Genomic DNA, 15,524 nt, shown 5'->3' with positions numbered 1-15,524 from the left:
CGTTCCCGCGAGCTCTGCTCGGGCCCGGTTCTCACGAGATCATCGGTCCGGAGGCACTGAAGCTGGGCTTCAAGAAGGTGCTGGTAATGACCAGTGGTCTGCGGGGAACCGATATCGTTCCGAAAATCGTAGGCTCGCTGGAGTATCACGGTCTCGAAGTGGTGCTCTACGACAAGGTCGAATCCAATCCCAAGGATTACAACGTCATGGACGCGGTTGCGCTGTATCAGCAGCACGACTGCGACAGCTTCGTCTCCATCGGTGGCGGATCGTCTCACGACGCGTGTAAAGGCGCTCGCATCTCCGTCGCCCATGACGGCCGCAACGTCAACGAATTCGAGGGATTCAACAAGTCGGAAAATCCGAAGAATCCTCCGCACATCGCCGTCTCGACTACTGCTGGCACCGGCTCGGAAACTTCGTGGGCCTATGTCATCACCGATACCACGACGGATCCGGATAACCCGCACAAGTACGTGGCATTCGACGATGCGGCTGTCCCGACGCTGGCTATCGACGACCCGGTCCTGTATTTCGACTGCCCCACCGACTACACCGCGCAGTGCGGTTTCGACGTCCTCGCCCACGGGTCGGAGCCATTCGTGTCGCGGCTGAATTTCGCGCCGTCGCTCGGGAATGCGCTCAAATCCATCGAGCTGGTAGCCGAGAATCTGCGAGCGGCCACCTGGAACGGGACCGATCTCGCGGCCCGGGAGGGGATGATGTACGCCCAGTACATCGCGGCCCAGGCGTTCAATTCCGGTGGGCTGGGCATCATTCACTCCATCTCCCACGCGGTGTCCGCCTTCTACGACACTCACCACGGCCTGAACAACGCGATCGCACTGCCGCGGGTCTGGGCGTTCAACATGCCGGTGATGTACAAGCGCTTCGCGCAGATCGCCACAGCGATGGGCGTCGACACCACGGGTATGACCGATGTCCGGGCCGCCGACGCGGCGCTCGCCGCGGCCGTCCGGCTGCTGCGCGACGTCGGAATTCCCGAGCGGTTCACCGACATCACGCCCACCACCTACTCCAAGTGCCGGCTCGGCCAGGGCCCGACGCGGTTTTATCAGAACGCCACCGTCATCAAGGGCGACGATGCCGACATCGATCGGATCACTCGCCACGTCCTCGGTGACACCTGCACGCCGGGCAACCCGAAGGAATGCACCTTCGAAACCGTGCGACCGGTGGTCGAACACTGCATGCACGGCAGCCTCGACGACTTGCTGAGCTGACCACCCGACCGGGCCGCGGACGAACCGATGTGTGGTGCCTCCGTTCGTCCGCGGCCCACCGCTCCGCCGAAAGGACACCGATGACCCATTTCGCCAGCATCGAGGACGTGCGAGAGGCGCTGTCCGCGACGGGCTACATCGCCGACGAACAGCTCGCGACCACGGTTTTCCTCCTGACCCGACTGGACAAGCCGCTGTTGATCGAAGGGCCCGCCGGTGTCGGAAAGACCGAACTCGCCAAATCGCTGGCGATCGCAACCGGCCGGAAGTTCCTGCGACTGCAGTGCTATGAGGGCCAGGACGAAACCCGGGCACTCTACGAATGGGATTACGGCAAGCAGTTGCTCTACACCCAGTTGCTGCGCGACAAGATCGGCCACCTGGTCGGGGATTCCGACAGTTTGTCCGAGGCGATCGAACGGTTGGCCGCCCAGGACAGCGTGTTCTACTCCGAGCAGTTCCTCAGTCCACGGCCATTGCTCGAGGCCGTGCGCTCACAGGAACCGGTGGTACTGCTGATCGATGAAATCGACCGTGCCGATGAGGCTTTGGAGGCGGTGCTGCTGGAGTTCCTGGGCGAATACCAGATTTCGCTGCCGGAACTCGGCACCGTGCGCAGCGTGCATCCGCCCCTGGTCATTCTGACCTCCAACGACACTCGCGATCTCGCGGCCGCGCTGAAGCGGCGCTGCCTGCATCTGTTCGCCGACTATCCTTCGGCCGAACGAGAGCTGGAGATCATCCGCAGCAAGCAGACCGGCCTCGACGAGGCACTGGCCGCTGAACTCGTGCGGATCGTGCGGGGCCTGCGCGCGTTGGATCTGCGCAAGTCGCCGAGCATTTCCGAGGTGGTCGACTGGGCGCGCACCCTGGCCGTGCTGAACGTCGATACGCTGTCGCAGCCCGTCCTCGACACCACACTGTCCGTCGTCGTGAAATACGAGCGGGATCTGCGAACCGCACGGCAGGCGCTGCCCGCGCTCCTGACCGGGAACTCCGGCTCTCACACCGGCGCCGGTCCAGGGAGCGGACCCGAGTCGGAGGGGCAGCGAGTGCGGGCCGCGAAGGACGAGCCGGGCCGCTTCGACGACGGCTACTACGGCCGGCACGCGACACCACTGCCGCGGACGTCGGTGAGCGCCAGCCAGGGAGCTCGCTCGTTCGCGCGGCGCGGCAGCAGGTAGGCGGGTATGGAAGCAACGGTTCAGCGGTTCGTCGCCCTGCTCCGCGCACAGGGGGTCCGGGTCTCGGTAGCCGAGACCATCGACGCGGTCGTGTGCGCGCGCCAGCCCGGCCTTTTGGCCGACCGCACGCTCCTGCACTGCGCGCTGCGCGCTGCCTTGCTCAAGAACGCACGCGACGCCGTGGTATTCGACGAATTGTTCGAGCTGTTCTTCGCAGGACTTACCGCCGCCGTGACGGACGACCGCCGGGACGAGCCGACCCTTCCACCGCGTGTCACCGAAATCGATTGCAGCGCAGTGGCAACGGACGCGTTGTCGCTCTCGGTCGAGCCTGCCGAGGCGGCAGCGAGCGAAGGTGCACGTGCCGAGGACGTCCGTCATCTGTTCGATACCGCCGATCTCGCCGAGCGCCACAATCAAAGCCAGGACGACGGCATGATCGACCTCTCCGCGCCGACCGACGAGATTGCCTTCTCCCAGGGCAATCAGGTGGTCGGCGCCGAGGGTTATCGCATTCGCCTCGATGTCGACCGCATGCCGGCCGGCGTCCCCGGAAAACTGGCGGAAGGCGCGACTGCCACCACCGGTGCCGGACTGAGCGTCGACGAACAGCAAGCGCTGCTGCAATGGCTGGGTGATCCGGACGATGCCGCCGACGACACCGCGTTTCGACGGGCGGAGGCACTCGGTGATCTCGCGGCTGCCGTTCAGCGGCATGCTGCCGCGCTGCTGGAATGGCAGCGCCGCACCGGACATCAGGATCGGCGCCTCGCCGCTGTCGGGACGGTCGGCGCCGGCGAACAGAGCGACCTGGAGCACGCGCTGCGACGGATCATGATGTCGCTGCGCGGGGCTCGCACTCATCGCCGCCGCGTCGCACCCCGCGGTCGCGGCGACGCCGCCCGCACGATGCGTCGCAGCCTGCGCTACGACGGGGTGCCGTTCTCTCCGGTGACAGTCCGCGCCGCCGACGAGCGCCCACGGCTGATAGTCCTCGCCGACGTCAGCTTGTCGGTACGCACAACGGCGCATCTCAGTCTGCGACTGGCGCATTCACTGCAAGCGATGTTCGGCCGGGTGCGATCGTTCGCCTTCGTCGCCGCGCCGATCGAAACGACGACACTGTTCGCCGAGCACGACGCCGAGCGAGCGTTGGCCGAATTGTTCGGCGGCGACCTTCTGGACCTGGAGGCGCAGTCCGACTACGGGGCCGCGTTCGCCACGTTCCTGACCGACCACGCCGGCGCCTTGGATCGGCGAACAACGCTGCTCGTTCTCGGCGACGGACGCAGCAACGGCTCCGATCCGGGCGTGCCCTCGTTCGCGGAGATCGCCCGCCGCGCCCGCGAAACGATCTGGATCACCCCGGAGCCGCGGTACTCGTGGGGGCTGAGCACCTGTGCCCTGCCTCGATACGCGGAATTCTGCGACCGAGTTCACGTCGTGCGCGGTCTGGACGAATTGCGCAGGGCCGCAGATGAATTCAGCCCGAACGGAGTACGATGATGAACGATCCGACCGCAGTATCCCCTGTGCACGCATTCGCCCCGGTGCTCGACGGCTGCTACGACGACGGCGTGGTGCGGGTCAGCGCCGACTACCGCGACAGCGGTCCGGGTCTGCGAACCGAGAATTTCCGCGTGCGCGTCGCCGATCACCGCTTGGAGGTCACCCACCGGTTCCGGCCGCAGGAACTCGACAACGGCATCACCGGACTCATCGCCGACGAACTCTTCCGCACCGGCCTGCTCGCCGGCGCCGATATCTTCGAGCGGGTATTCCTCGGAATCGTCCGGACCACGGTTGCGGGGGCGGTACCGGCGTGGAGTACCTTCTACCGCAACACCATGGCCAGTATCCATCGGTATCTGTCGGGCGCTCCGGAGCCGTGGCAGGCGATGGCTCCGGTTTACGAGCGCGCGCTTCGACTCGTCCATCCGGGGCCGGTGCTCGATCTGGGGTCGTGTTTCGGGTTCTTTCCGCTGTTGCTGGCGCAGTCCGGCCACCGAGTACTCGCCTCCGATGTCGTCGCCGGCAATATGCGGTTGCTGTCGAGAATGGCTCCGCTGCTCGATATCTCGCTGGACACACTGACCTGTGACGCGACGGCGGTGCCGCTGCCGGCGGGGTGCGTGTCCACTATCACGGTGCTCCATCTGCTGGAGCATCTGCCTGCGGAGGAGGGCCGGGCGGTCATCGGCGAGGCCACGCGACTCGCCGCACGTCGTGTCGTCGTGGCGGTCCCGTTCGAGGACGAGCCCGATCCGAGTTACGGACACGTGCGCACCTTCGATCTGGAGGAACTGGCGGTGCTCGGTATCGAGACCGGACTGCCGTTCACCGTGTCGGAGTACCACGGCGGCTGGCTGGTGCTGGATGTCTCGTGAGCGTCACGCTCGACAATCGTCGCCGAAGCGACATTCCGGTGATGCTGGGCAGCAGCGGCCGTAATGTCCGGCAGCGCAGGCAGCCTGCCCAGACTCCCGCCGAGTAGGCGAGGTCATCCAGTAGACGCAGCATCAGCCACTGCAGACCGCGATGCCGGACCACGGCCTCCACCGCGCACGGCAGTAGACTCGCGACCAGGATGCGCCTGCCCGTCCGGTGGCAGAGCGCCACCGGCCACCAGGCCCGCCGCACGGCCGCACCGAAGACCCCTCCGGCGCCGAGATGCCCGCGGAGCGCGAGCGCCGCCGCCACCCGCGTCGGCACCTGATGCCGGCTCAATCCGACGGGCAGTACGGCAGTCGACAGGAGGGTCGTCGCCAGGGCCACCGACGGTCGGCCCGCCGCGAGAGCGGTCCAAGACAGCGCGCTCCGGTAATCCACACGCGCACAGCACAATCGCTCGCCGTGCCGTAAGGCCAGCGGCGCGGCCGAGGTACCGTACTCGAACCGCTGGCGAAGCCAGGCTCGCCCGGTCGTTCGCGCGCGATGTTCGACGACGGCGCCCGGTTCGTAGCGCACGAGCAGACCGGCATCGATCAGACGCCACACCAGGTCGACATCCTCACCGAAGCGCAGTCGCTCATCGAAGCCGCCGACCAGTTCCAAGGCACTGCGACGCACGACGAGCGCGGCACTCGGCACATAACCGACACGACCGAACGAGCGAACCACTGCCGGGTCGGCCCCCATGTCCAGGCTGCCCCGGTCGGATTCGTATCGCGCGAACGGACTCGACGGATCGGCGGCGGTCCGGACCCGAGGGGCCACCGCCGAGACTTGCGGGTCGTCGAACAGCGGCAGGACGGTCGTCAGCCAGTCGGCCTGCGGTTCGGTGTCGGAGTCCAGGAAGGCGACCAGCTCGGTACGAGCGGTGCGCCAGCCCGCGTTGCGAGCCGCCGCGGGCCCGCGTGGCCGAGTATGTCGAACCGAGGCTCCGACGATCGGTATCGCGGATCCGTCGTCGACGATCACCCGGCGCGCTACTCCGGATGCAGCCAGGACTCGGCGAGCGCCCGGCTCGTTGTCTTTGACCGGTACGACGAGCGTGACGTCGGCCGTACTCCAGGCACCGCCGGCAGCTTTCGGATGGGCGACCTCGGCACGACACAGCTGTCGTGCGAGCTCGGCGGGCCGCCCTGGCTCCACCGTATCCCCCGCTAGCCATCCGTCGAGGAGACGTCCGGCGGTGTCCGACAAGCGGATCAGCCGTGGTGGCGAGCCGCCCAGGAGCATCCGCCCGCCGAGGTGACGACGCACGTCTCGATCGAGGACGAGCCACCACATCGTCTGTGCCGCAGAGCTTTCGGGCTCCTCGGCACCATCAGGCGGAGTCGGGATCACGACAGGAAACCTCCGTCGGCGTGTATCACGCTGCCGGAAACCACATCGGCGTCGCGGCCGCACAACCACACCACCGCGGCCGCGACCTCGGCCGGTTCCACGATTCGGTCGATCAGGTGATGTGGTGTGAAGGCATCCACCGAGTCCAGACCGTATGCCCGCGCGGTCGCGGCGAGCATGGCCGTACGAGTCGCTCCCGGCGACACCGCCGTGGCCGTGACGCCGGTACCCCGCAGGTCGTGGGCCAGGCTTTTGACCATCCCGACCACCGCGTGTTTGGCCGCACTGTAACCGGACAGATGCCACATGCCGTGATGACCCGCTGCCGACGCGACGGCGATGAATCTGCCGCTTCGTGGCTCCGGCCGGGTGAGCATGGCCGGCAGCGCCGCGCGAGCGAGATTGGCCACACCGTGTACGCCGACGTCGAACATCGGATCCCATTCGGGAGTCCTCGTCTCCCACAACGGTTTTCCACCGGTTATCACCGACGCCGCCCCGACCGCGGCACCGATCGGGCCGAATCTGTCCTCCCCGGTCCGCACGGCGTCGACCAGGGCGGACAGATCGCGGACGTCGGCCGCCACATCCATGACCGAGCCGGGGCGGGCCTCGGCGACCTCTCGGAGTTGCTGTCTGGTGGACAGCGGGTAGGGCACGGCGGGATCGTCGGCGCAACTGTCGACTGCGACAACCCGCCATCCTGTGTCGACGAGCCGATGCACGATCGCGGCACCGATGCCCCGGGCAGCGCCCGTGACGATCGCGGTCGGCTCGCCGGTCACGACATTCCTCGCGTGAATCCGTCCGGAATCAGGACGTCGTCCCGGGTGAGGTCCTCGATCGACTCGTGGCCGAGCCCGTACAACGTGGAGTCGATTCCCTGGCGCAGGATCTCGAGCACGTTGTGGACGCCGCGCTCCCCGTTCGCCGCCATCCCCCACAGATAGGGCCGTCCGATCATGACCGCCCGGGCGCCGAGCGCCAGAGCCTTCACCACGTCGCTGCCACGCCGGATGCCACCGTCGAGTACCACCTCCACATCGCTGCCGACGGCGTCCACTACGGACGGTAGCAACCGAATCGCCGCCGGTGTGGTGTCGAGATTGTTGCCGCCGTGGTTGGAGACCGAGATGGCACTCGCACCGACATCGACGGCGCGGCGAGCATCGTCGGGACGCCCGATGCCCTTGATCATGAACGGTCCGTCCCACTGCTCACGCAGCCAGGCAAGATCTCTCCAGGTCACTGGAGGGGTGCCCATCCACTCGCCGTAGGCGCCGAAGAAGGTGGGGCCCTTCTCTCCCGCCCCCACGAGGTTCGGCGTGGTCAGGTCCGGTAGTCGCCCGGCCCGGAGGAAACGGGCCAGCCATCCGGGCCTCGACAAGACCTGCGGCGCGAAGCGGATGGCGGTCTTGACATCGATACGCTCGGGAAGCGGCGGGCTCCCCCAGTCCCGGGCCGTGGCGAATACCCAGTCGAGGGTGATGATCAGTCCCTTGGCGCCGGCCCGTTTGGCGCGGTCCAGACGGGCCAGAATCGTGTCACGGTCACCGAGCCAGTACATCTGGAAGAACAGCTTGTCATTGGCCGCGACCACCTCCTCGACCGGCTTGGAGGCGAACGACGACAGACCGATCGCCGTGCCGGACGTCGCCGCCGCACGGGCGACGGCCACCTCACCGGCCGGATCGACCGCCTGCACCCCTGTCGGTGAACAGATCACCGGAAGCGAAATCTCCTGGCCCATCAGGGTTGTCGACTGCGCCCGCTGCGCCGGCAGATCGGCGATGTGCGGGCGCAGGCCGAGTTCGGCGAAGGCCGCGGTGTTGTCGACGAGACTCACCCCGCCTTCGGACCCGGCCAGCAATGCCAGATACACCGCCTTGGGAACTCGCTTCTCGGCACGCTCACGTGCCTCGGCGACGGTCTCGAACCAGTCTTTCGTACTTGCCACGATTGATGTCCCTCGTCTGTCTGTCAACGCAATCCAGCCAGCGGGCTGGTGTCGCATGCTCGGTCCGGCCCGGCAGCACCGGACGGAAGTGTCGGAAAACCCAGCGCCACAGCACGTTTCGGGCGGGCGGTGCGGGAATGGTCTTTGTCCGGACGTGGCGCGGCGCCGACGGACGCCAGAGCCGGCTCGGCATTGCCGCGCACGCATTCCGGGTCCGGCCCGTCCAACGGCAGTCCAGTGAAGAACTTCGCGGCCATGCATCCGCCTTTGCAGGAGTCGAACGCCGGGCACGATTGACACAGGCCGCCGGTCTGCGGTTCCCGCAGCCGCGTGAACAGCGGCGACGTGCGCCAGACCGCCTCGAACCCGCCGGGATCGAGTACGTTGCCGGCCAGGAATTGATCGTGAATGGCGAACGGACAGGCGTAGACGTCACCTACGGGGTCGATCAGGCACACCACTCTGCCCGCACCACACAGATTCAGGCCCGGCAGCGGGGTGGATCCCAACGCGTTGAGGTGGAAGAAGGAGTCCCCTGTCAGCACGCCGTCGCCGTGGGCGACCAGCCAGTCGTAGATCTGACGCTGCTGGGAGGCGGTGGGGTGCAGTCGATCCCACACGTCGGCGCCGCGTCCGGATGGACGCAGCCGAGTAATCCGCAACTGGGCGTCGAACCGCTCGGCGAGTCGCTGGAACTCGTCGAGTTGTCCCACGTTGTCCCGGGTCATCACCACCGAGATCTTGAATCCGGTGAATCCCGCGTCGGCGAGATTCGACATCGCGCGGTACGCGGAATCGAAGGAGCCCGCTCCCCGGACAGCGTCGTTCACCTCGGCGGTCGCACCGTCGATGGAGATCTGCACATCCACATAGTCGGTCGCGGCGAGCCATCGGGCGCGCTCCGGCGTCAGCCGGACACCGTTCGTGGAGAACTTCACCCCTACTCCGCGGTCCACCGAATAACTCAGTAGATCCCAGAAGTCGGCGCGAACGGTGGGTTCACCACCGCCGATATTGACATAGAACACCTGCATCCGCTGCAACTCGTCGATCACCGCTCGGCAGGCTGCGGTGTCCAGTTCGCGCGGATCGCGCCGGCCCGACGACGACAGGCAGTGAGCGCACGCCAGATTGCAGGCGTAGGTCAACTCCCACGTCAGGCAGATCGGCGCGTCCAAGCCGTGCTCGAAATGCTCTACCAGTTTCATTTGATCACCTCGTTCGCCGGCTTCGACGCCACCGGCGCTCTCACTCAGCCGTAGGTCCGGCGCTGGATCGTGCCCGCTGACGCCAAACCTGCCAACGCCGATTCGTAGTGCGGCCGTTCGGATTCGGGCACATCCGCCGCGGCCAGCGCAGCCCGGACATGTGGGCGCCCGGCGAGCTCCTGGACCACGGTCAGCAGGGTGCGGGTCTTCAAGAACGACAATCTCCGGGTGCCGTAGTCGTACAGCAGGGCTCCGAACGGTTCCGGCCGCACCGCGACCGCGGGATTCAGGCGGTAGGGCCGAGCCGGATCGAATGGCTCGGCCACCGGTCCGTCAGTAGACACCGCACATCCCGTCGATGGACACGTCCTCCACCAGCAGATCCTGCTCGACGCCCACTGCGTTGTCGTTGTCGTTCATGGTCTTTCCTTCCGATTCGCGGTCGCCGGGTGTGGCGTGTCCATGACCGTAGGGCGGCGCTACGCCGCAGGTGAACGGATACATCGGAGAACTGTCCGATCGCCACCGCAACCCGTCCGAAAGCAGAGCCGGGCTCCTGAACCACCCGGCGTCCGGAGACCGTGACGCACGACGTCCCCTATCCGATCGGTCAGGTACCCCCAGCGCTGACGGATAGTGTGTCCGTCCTCACAGCGGCGCTAGGCTGGAGAACGCCGGCAGGGCCGCCGGTGAGGGAAGAGGAGTTGGCCGTGGCACAACTGACACGACGCGCCCCCATGGCGTCGGCGCCTTCGACGACGCGCACACCCGCATCGAACGCCGCGGATCGTCTCCATCCACCTCAGCCCGAGGACGACGCCGAATTGGCCGGGCCAATCACCACGAGAAACACGTCGGGGTCTCCGATACCCCATTTGGCGAAGTTTCACGCACCCGAAGTCGTCTTCGGCCCTGGGGCGCTCGCCGAAATCGGACACTGCGCACGGCGAGTCGGTGCCCGCCGCCCCTTTCTCGTCACCGATGCGGGCATCATCGAGGCCAGCTGGGTCGCCGAGGCTACCGGATACCTGCAAGAGGTCGGACTGCATCCGGTCGTGTGGTCGCAGGTCACGCCGAATCCCAAGGACCGCGAGATAGCGGCGGCGTACGAGGAATACGCGGCCACCGGCAGCGACGTGATCCTCGCGGTCGGCGGCGGCTCGTGTATCGACGCGGCGAAGGGGGTCGCGATACTCGCCGGCAACGGCGGGACGATCCTCGATTTCGAAGGCGTCGACCGGGTTATCAACCCGATTCCACCCCTGGTCGTCGCGCCTTCCACCTCCGGAACCGGAGCCGACGTATCCCAGTTCGCGATAGTCACTGACACCACCGAGCGCATCAAGATCACGATCATCAGCCGCACGCTGGTGCCTGATATCTCGGTCGTGGACCCCCGGTTGTTGATCACGATGCCGGCCGATCTGAACGCCGCGACCGGGCTGGACGCGTTGACCCATGCGATCGAATCGTTCGTCTCCCGCGCCCACACGCGCTTGACCGACCACCACGCGCTGCAGGCCGTACACCTGATCACCGACAATCTCCCGCATACGATGGCGCGGCCGCGGCGCGCTGCACCCCGCGTCGCCATGGCCCACGGCGCGCTGAGTGCGGGCCTGGCCTTCTCCAACACGATCCTCGGCATCACCCACGCGATGAGTCACCAAGTAGGCGGTCTGCTGGACGCACCGCACGGCGTTCTGAACGGAGTGCTCCTGCCCCATTGCATCCGGTTCAATGCCGAGATCGACCCGGGCCCCTACGTCGCATTGGCGGCCGCTGCCGGACTCGACGCGACCCGCCCGGCCGACGAAGTCGCCGATGCGCTCGCGGCCCATGTGCGTGAACTCGCCGACTCGGTGGGGGTCCCGCGCGGACTGGCCGATCTGGGCGTCACGCCCGAAGACATCCCGACCCTGACCCGCACGACCCTGGGCGACGCCTGCCTGGCCACCAACCCGCGCGATGCCGACGCCGACGACATCGCGGCGTTGTTCCATCGGGCGCTGTGAGGCGACGATGAGCGGAATGGATTCCAGCGGAACAGGTTTCGGTAAGACGGCGACCGACATCGGCGTGCTGACGGGTGTGCGGTCGGGCAAACGCACCTTCTACCCGGCCTACATCCGCTCCGCCGAACGCTTGGAGAACGCGGTCCGCGCTCTCGACCAAATCTCCCGCGCGCTGGTACGCACCGCGGAGGGCCCGCGCGGACTGGTGGAATCGGTCCTGCGGGCCGCGGCCGACCACTTGCAGGCGGATTGGCTGCTGATCGCGGTTGCCGACGGCGCCCTGCAGGCGGCTCGGCCCAGGTTCCTGATGCTCGGCGGTGACGGCCTCATCGACGATGAAGCTCGCTTGCCACCGGATGTGTTGCAGGAGTTGAACATCCTGCGCGACCGGCCGTGGGAACTCGAGCATCCCAGACCCGGGCCGATCGTCCGGGTGGCTATGACTCTCGACGGAGAACCGGTCGGCGGGATCGCCGGATTGCCCGGACGAGACGTCGACATCGCGGAGACAGACCTCGCGGTCCTGCGCGTTCTGGCCAATCAGGTGGCCGTCGCATTGCACAACTCCTTCCTGCTGCATGCGGCGACGCGCCTGCGGGGACGCACCGAACAGCTGACCGAAACGGCCGCTCAGCATGCTCGCGACCTGGCCGCACGGGATGCCGAACTCGCACAAGCGCAACAACGCCTGGTCGCGGCGATGCAGCGCCAAGCGCTCGACGACGAACGGCACCGCATCGCGCGTGAATTGCACGACAGTGTCACCCAGGACGTCTTGTCCGCCGGTATGACCATCGAGATCTGCCGCAGCGATCTGGCCACCGGCGTCGCCGTCGACGACGTCGTCACCAGACTGGTGGATGCGAAAGACCTGACCAAACGCGCCGTCGAACGTCTGCGAGCGGCCATCTACGCACTGCACCGCAGCGCCGACGAATCCGCCGAATCCCTGCCGGTGCTTTTGCGGAGGCTGTCCGACGTCCATTTGCCCAGCGATCTCACCGTCCACGTGACCGTCATCGGCCCACCGATACACCTGACCGGAGAAGCCGAGCACTCATTGCTACGGATCACCGGTGAAGCGTTGTTCAATACGGTCGCCCACACCGATGCCACGCGCGCACACGTGCGGCTGGTCTACTACCCGGACCGAGTCGTGCTCACCATTTCCGACGACGGCCACGGAGACCCCGCACAGCTGCGCAAGATGCTGCGGGTCACCTCGGCGAATCTGGCCGGTGGCCATCGCGGACTCGCCAACATGCTGGCGCGCACCGCCGACTTGGGCGGCACCATGTCCATCCGCCGCGCGCAATTGGGCGGCGTCATGCTCAGATTCGAAATCCCGGTCTCCGCGGGATCGACAAGGAGGATGCCGTGAATACCCGTCCCGCCGTGTCCGCCACGCCCGCCGGCATCCGGCAACTCCGGATCGTGCTGATAGACGATCACGCCATCGTCCGACAAGGCCTGCGCACGATATTGGAACGCGAACACGATATCCACGTGGTCGGCGAAGCGGCTGACGCAGCCGCCGCGCTCACGACCGTCGAAAGCCTGCGGCCCGATATCGTTTTGCTGGACCTCAAACTCGGAACCGGCTCCGATACGGACGGGCTCGACATCTGCTCGGCGCTCACCGCCAAATATCCCGACACCGGCGTTTTGGTGCTCACCACCTTTCTCGACGACGCACTCGTCATCGAGGCCGTACACCGCGGAGCGAAGGGATACGTCCTCAAAGACGTCGACACCACAGGCCTCGTCTCCGCGATTCGCGCGGTGTCACGCGACGAAAGTGCCTTCGACTCGCGCTCCGCGTCGGTGATGATGCGTTCCATCCGCACCGCCGCCGACGAGCCCAGCCTCACCGAACGCGAACTCGAGGTCCTCGAACTACTCGCCCACGGCCTCAGCAACCGGGAAATAGGCTGCCGCATATACATTTCCGAAACCACCGTGAAGTTCCACGTTCGCAATATCATGCAAAAACTCTCGGCCGCCACGCGCGCCGAGGCCGTGTACGAGGCGAGCAAAATGGGCCTCATCTAGCCATTCCGTCAGCGAACGGGACTGCGCGGCAGCGGTTTCTGTCTCGAAATGAAACACTCGACCGTTTCGGCAGCGATTAATGTCGAAATCACCTCTCGAGCGGTGAAGGCGCACGACGTCGTCACCCCTCCGTCAAGGATGCCGGTGCGGTTCACAAAGAAGTGGACCCGAGGGGCTGACAATTCATCTTGAATGCAACCGAGTACCACGGGGAATTGCCATGGAAAAACAATTGGATCGGCAGTGTTTCGAGCGCCCGATCGGGCCTGCGCGCATCCTCGATCGACGACGGCGAGAGGTCCTCAACTATTTCGGGTCGTGTCCGCAATGCGGTTACCCGGCGCAGGCATTCCTGGTCGCGACATATTACTCGGATGGGAAAACCCGAGTGACCACCGACGGCTCGTGCGCGCTTCCCTGCGGATGGTCAGGCCCCACAGAGGTTACGAAAATGACCACCGGCACCAGCTCGTCGTGAATCTCACCGGCCTCTCCCACGCGGCCGGCATGTCGTCGAAGCTGTGACTTGTGCGCCCTACGTCATCGAGCCGGCCGGACCAGGCAGCGATGCGTTGCCGCCTCCTGGTCCGGCGATCGGACCAGCCGGGTCATATCGCACGCCCGGGATTCAAAATCCCTTTCGGATCGAAGGCGTGCTTGATCTGCCGCATCACATCGAGTTCGATCGCGCCGACCATCGGTTCGAGATACCGGCGCTTGAGTGCGCCCACTCCGTGCTCGCCCGTTATCGAACCGCCCAACGCCAGACAGCGATTCACATATCGTCGAAGGCGCTGTAGGCCCTGGCGGTCGCGTCCGGATCCGTGGCGTCGAACACGATGGTCGGATGGAGGTTGCCGTCGGCGGCGTGGCCGAACGTACCGATGAGAAGGTGATAGCGCTCGGCGATCGACGCGATGGCGTCGATCATCTCCGGAAGCCGCATCACCGGTACGGCGAGATCGTCCAGCAGAGTACTGCCGTGGCGCTGCAGGGCGGGCAGCGCGACGCGGCGGGCCTCCATGAGCGCTTCGCCTTCCGCGGGGTCGGTGGTCACGTGAACTTCCCGGGCACCCGCGCCGCGGCATCCTTGTTCGCAGCGTTCGGCCTCGACCTCGGCGGCCGGGCCGTCACACCGGATCAGCAACAGCGCACCGGCTGTGTCGTCGATTCCCATGCGAGTCATCGCGTTGACAGCCACGATGGTCGGGCAAGCTGGGCGATGCGGGCGTGCAGTCGGCTGCCGTCGCCGTGGGCGCCGACAATCGTCGTCTCGTTCTCGGTGACGGTGATCCGATCACACGCGATCTTCGGCCGTGCATCGAAGTGCACGACTGGAGTGTTTGCCGGTGGATGCCTGCGGGGATGATGGCTCGATGTGTCGGACGGACGTCACGCGCAGTCGCTGTGGGTCATCTTTGTGAGTGTGGTCGGTCCCGACCATCCACAAGGTAGTCCGCATTGGCCGAGTGTGGTCACAGATGCTCGCCCGTCCGCGTAGTAGGTGGCGACGATGAATGCTTGTGCCGGATAGCCGCATGCTGGGCAGGGGCCGAAGTGGTTGAGAACTTCGCGGCTTTGCTGCTCCACCACGACTGCCGATGGTGATGGCGTTGCGCCTTTCGGATGATGGTAGTGGCGCTCTTTCACATGTGTACCCTTGCCTACTACTGATTCTTCTTACGCGGTTGTGCTGCGGCCCAGTCGGCCGCGCTGCGATGGCCGCAGCCGGCTCGCGGTGAGGCAGGTGTTGCCTGATTGTGGAACAACTCTTCACAGGGTAGGCGTGGTAGACGGCTGATGTCGCGGAGCGACTTGGTAATCAATTCGATTGCTTCGCAACGTTTCTCGCTCCATTCGCGGAAGAAGACGAGCGCTGCAGCGCGTGTTGCGCGGAAGTCGAGCGCCAAACCGCCCAGCCAGATGCGAAGGTGCATGTCGCCGTTCGGTGGTGGGTGAGCAGTGGACACGAGATTTGGACCTGACTGAGTCCGAGTATTTGTCGGCGATCCGGCTTCAGTGCCTCCGGACCGATGATCTCGGGGGAACCCGGCCCGAGCAGAGCTCGCGAGAAC

General features: G+C 66.2%; 14 protein-coding genes and 1 pseudogene. 7 read left to right on the top strand and 8 right to left on the bottom strand.

The genetic code is table 11. The annotated features are described in order from the left end of the window. The 4 genes from mdo to mftM all read left to right on the top strand — a co-directional run. On the top strand, positions 1-1,244 hold a 1,244-nt coding region (gene mdo, locus ACPCUW_RS34725), incomplete at its 5' end, for an NDMA-dependent methanol dehydrogenase (RefSeq protein WP_423429630.1). Positions 1,245-1,324: 80 nt separating this feature from the next. Further along, complete coding sequence (locus ACPCUW_RS34720; RefSeq protein ID WP_423429628.1) at positions 1,325-2,428, top strand: AAA family ATPase; 1,104 nt, start codon at positions 1,325-1,327, stop codon at positions 2,426-2,428. Positions 2,429-2,434: 6 nt separating this feature from the next. Continuing rightward, on the top strand, positions 2,435-3,934 hold the full coding sequence (locus tag ACPCUW_RS34715) for a VWA domain-containing protein (RefSeq protein WP_423429626.1): 1,500 nt from the start codon (positions 2,435-2,437) through the stop codon (positions 3,932-3,934). After that, positions 3,931-4,815: a mycofactocin oligosaccharide methyltransferase MftM gene (gene mftM, locus ACPCUW_RS34710; RefSeq protein WP_423429624.1), complete on the top strand. Its 885-nt coding sequence runs from the start codon at positions 3,931-3,933 to the stop codon at positions 4,813-4,815. Before ACPCUW_RS34715 ends, mftM begins: the two co-directional genes overlap by 4 nt. On the opposite strand, the gene mftF is transcribed toward mftM, so the two are convergent. The 6 genes from mftF to mftA are packed head-to-tail and all read right to left on the bottom strand — an operon-like array spanning position 4,766 to position 9,886. Continuing rightward, positions 4,766-6,217, bottom strand: a complete 1,452-nt coding sequence (gene mftF / locus ACPCUW_RS34705) for a mycofactocin biosynthesis glycosyltransferase MftF (protein ID WP_423429623.1) — start codon at positions 6,215-6,217, stop codon at positions 4,766-4,768. The genes mftM and mftF overlap by 50 nt on opposite strands. After that, positions 6,214-7,002 (bottom strand): mycofactocin-coupled SDR family oxidoreductase, encoded by a 789-nt coding sequence (locus ACPCUW_RS34700; protein WP_423429621.1) that lies wholly within the window; start codon positions 7,000-7,002, stop codon positions 6,214-6,216. The genes mftF and ACPCUW_RS34700 overlap by 4 nt, the downstream gene beginning before the upstream one ends. Beyond that, positions 6,999-8,174, bottom strand: a complete 1,176-nt coding sequence (gene mftD / locus ACPCUW_RS34695) for a pre-mycofactocin synthase MftD (protein ID WP_423429619.1) — start codon at positions 8,172-8,174, stop codon at positions 6,999-7,001. Before mftD ends, ACPCUW_RS34700 begins: the two co-directional genes overlap by 4 nt. Before the next feature lie 23 nt (positions 8,175-8,197). Beyond that, complete coding sequence (gene mftC, locus ACPCUW_RS34690; protein WP_423429617.1) at positions 8,198-9,382, bottom strand: mycofactocin radical SAM maturase; 1,185 nt, start codon at positions 9,380-9,382, stop codon at positions 8,198-8,200. A gap of 44 nt (positions 9,383-9,426) precedes the next feature. Continuing rightward, positions 9,427-9,708 carry a mycofactocin biosynthesis chaperone MftB gene (gene mftB, locus ACPCUW_RS34685; RefSeq protein WP_423429616.1) on the bottom strand — a complete coding sequence of 94 codons (282 nt, stop codon included), beginning with the start codon at positions 9,706-9,708 and terminating at the stop codon, positions 9,427-9,429. Between the two features lie 7 nt (positions 9,709-9,715). Next, on the bottom strand, positions 9,716-9,886 hold the full coding sequence (gene mftA, locus ACPCUW_RS34680; RefSeq protein WP_423429615.1) for a mycofactocin precursor MftA: 171 nt from the start codon (positions 9,884-9,886) through the stop codon (positions 9,716-9,718). A gap of 320 nt (positions 9,887-10,206) precedes the next feature. On the opposite strand from mftA, the gene ACPCUW_RS34675 reads away from it, so the two are divergent. Genes ACPCUW_RS34675 through ACPCUW_RS34665 form a run of 3 tightly spaced genes read left to right on the top strand, consistent with a single transcriptional unit; the run spans position 10,207 to position 13,449 of the window. Continuing rightward, positions 10,207-11,397 (top strand): iron-containing alcohol dehydrogenase, encoded by a 1,191-nt coding sequence (locus tag ACPCUW_RS34675; protein WP_423429631.1) that lies wholly within the window; start codon positions 10,207-10,209, stop codon positions 11,395-11,397. A gap of 16 nt (positions 11,398-11,413) precedes the next feature. After that, positions 11,414-12,778, top strand: coding sequence for a MadS family sensor histidine kinase (locus ACPCUW_RS34670; protein WP_423429614.1), 1,365 nt, complete (start codon positions 11,414-11,416; stop codon positions 12,776-12,778). Beyond that, positions 12,775-13,449, top strand: coding sequence for a MadR family response regulator transcription factor (locus ACPCUW_RS34665; protein WP_423429613.1), 675 nt, complete (start codon positions 12,775-12,777; stop codon positions 13,447-13,449). Before ACPCUW_RS34670 ends, ACPCUW_RS34665 begins: the two co-directional genes overlap by 4 nt. Positions 13,450-14,057: 608 nt before the next feature. Here ACPCUW_RS34665 and ACPCUW_RS34660 read toward each other — a convergent pair. Continuing rightward, positions 14,058-14,656, bottom strand: a pseudogene (locus tag ACPCUW_RS34660) (FAD-binding oxidoreductase); the annotation flags it as partial. A gap of 460 nt (positions 14,657-15,116) precedes the next feature. Next, positions 15,117-15,419 carry a hypothetical protein gene (locus tag ACPCUW_RS34655; RefSeq protein ID WP_423429611.1) on the bottom strand — a complete coding sequence of 101 codons (303 nt, stop codon included), beginning with the start codon at positions 15,417-15,419 and terminating at the stop codon, positions 15,117-15,119. Positions 15,420-15,524 lie beyond the last annotated feature (105 nt).

Source organism: Nocardia sp. AB354, assembly GCF_049538315.1.
GTDB classification, from domain to species: Bacteria; Actinomycetota; Actinomycetes; order Mycobacteriales; family Mycobacteriaceae; genus Nocardia; species Nocardia nova.
Note: the sequence above shows the minus strand (reverse complement) of the source record. Positions and strands in the feature narration are given on the sequence as shown.

What these genes read in the sequence shown, in the direction of transcription:
- ACPCUW_RS34720 (WP_423429628.1), top strand. Translation starts at nt 1,325, where the DNA reads ATGACCCATTTCGCCAGCATCGAGGACGTGCGAGAGGCGCTGTCCGCG.
- mftC (WP_423429617.1), bottom strand. Translation starts at nt 9,382, where the DNA reads ATGAAACTGGTAGAGCATTTCGAGCACGGCTTGGACGCGCCGATCTGC.
- mftA (WP_423429615.1), bottom strand. Translation starts at nt 9,886, where the DNA reads ATGTATCCGTTCACCTGCGGCGTAGCGCCGCCCTACGGTCATGGACAC.
- ACPCUW_RS34715 (WP_423429626.1), top strand. Translation starts at nt 2,435, where the DNA reads ATGGAAGCAACGGTTCAGCGGTTCGTCGCCCTGCTCCGCGCACAGGGG.
- mftM (WP_423429624.1), top strand. Translation starts at nt 3,931, where the DNA reads ATGATGAACGATCCGACCGCAGTATCCCCTGTGCACGCATTCGCCCCG.
- ACPCUW_RS34670 (WP_423429614.1), top strand. Translation starts at nt 11,414, where the DNA reads ATGGATTCCAGCGGAACAGGTTTCGGTAAGACGGCGACCGACATCGGC.